Raw genomic sequence first — 1,391 nt, 5'->3', positions numbered from 1 at the left:
GGTCCCTCAAGGGCGCTCCTTCGTCGCGTCGCTGCGCGATGGCCTTCGGCCACCCTTGACCGACCGTCCCGCCCCGGAAATCCGAAAGACTGCCGGGAAACCCCCAAAGGAACGGGCCGGGGGAGCAGGGGGAAAGAGACGGGGCGATGCCATGCCCGGGCGGAGCCCGGAGCGCCCCCATCGCTACGCGCTCCTGCTATATGGCGTCTGCCACCCTCTTGGGCTGGTCATAAGCCGCCATCGATCGCTACGCGCTCCTCGAAGACAGCGTCTGCGAGCCTCTTGGGCCGGGCATAAGCCGCCACAGATCGCTACGCGCTTCTCCATCACGCGACTGCGAACCTCCGTGGTCGGACATGGGCCGCCCTCATCGCTACGCGCTTCTGGGATCACGCGTCTGGGAGCCGTCCGGGGCGGGCCGTAAAGCGTTCTGACCTGAGAGCCCCAGCCACTCTAGGCTCGAGGCCATGAAGATCATCGTGCGACCGGCTGTGGGCGCAGACCTCACCTCCCTGATGACTCTCTACGGCGAGCTGAATCCCGACGATGCACCGCTGCCGCAGGAGAGAGCCGACGCCGTATGGGCGACCATCTCCAACCAGCAGGGACGAACCGTGCTGGTAGCCGACGTCGAAGGCGCCGTGGCCGGCACCGCGGACTGCCTGGTTCTTCCGAACCTCACCCGAGGGGGTCGCGCCATCCTTTTCGTGGAGAACGTCGTGGTCGGCAAGGCATTCCAGCGGCGGGGCGTCGGCAGTCGGTTGATGGAAGCCGTGGTGCAACTGGGTGAGTCGGCCGGATGCTACAAGGTGCAGCTGCTGTCAGCCGACGACGAGTACGTCCACCGCTTCTACGAGTCGTGCGGCTTCCCGGCACGCGCGGAAGGCTTCCGTCGCTACATCGAACGTCACGACCCGATGGTGTGACCCCGCCAGGAAAATGGCGTCGGATGACGGCTCGGGCGAAACCAATCCAGGTCTCGGTGGGTGGGCACCTCAAGGAGCGGTCGATATGCCCTGATCGCCCTACTCTGGTCATGCGAAGGGATCTCAGAGTGGCCCTGATGGGGGTTGAGTTCGGCTGGGCCGATGGATCGGCTTTTCGACCCTCCCCTTCGCCCCTCTCGGCCACAGACTGGTGACGGACGCCCTCGTCGAGGAGCGCGTAGCGATTGATGGCGGCTTATGACCAGTCCAAGAGGGTGGCAGACGCCGTCTTCGAGGAGCGCGTAGCGATGGGGGGCGCTCCGGGCTCCGCCCGGGCATGGCACCGCCCCGTCTCTTTCCCCCTGCTCCCCCGGCCCGTTCCTTTGGGGGTTTCCCGGCAGTCTTTCGGATTTCCGGGGCGGGACGGTCGGTCAAGGGTGGAGCGCAGCGACATCGCGAAGCGAC

Annotated in this window: 1 protein-coding gene; it reads left to right on the top strand. The window is 66.4% G+C overall.

The genetic code is table 11. The annotated features are described in order from the left end of the window. Nucleotides 1–467 precede the first annotated feature (467 nt). Entirely contained in the window at nucleotides 468–926 is a 459-nt protein-coding gene (locus IH80_RS0138340) for a GNAT family N-acetyltransferase (protein WP_030966547.1), read from the top strand. The last annotated feature ends 465 nt before the right edge of the window (nucleotides 927–1,391 follow it).

This window comes from Streptomyces sp. NRRL S-378 (genome assembly GCF_000720645.1).
Classification (GTDB): domain Bacteria; phylum Actinomycetota; class Actinomycetes; order Streptomycetales; family Streptomycetaceae; genus Streptomyces.
Note: the sequence above shows the minus strand (reverse complement) of the source record. Positions and strands in the feature narration are given on the sequence as shown.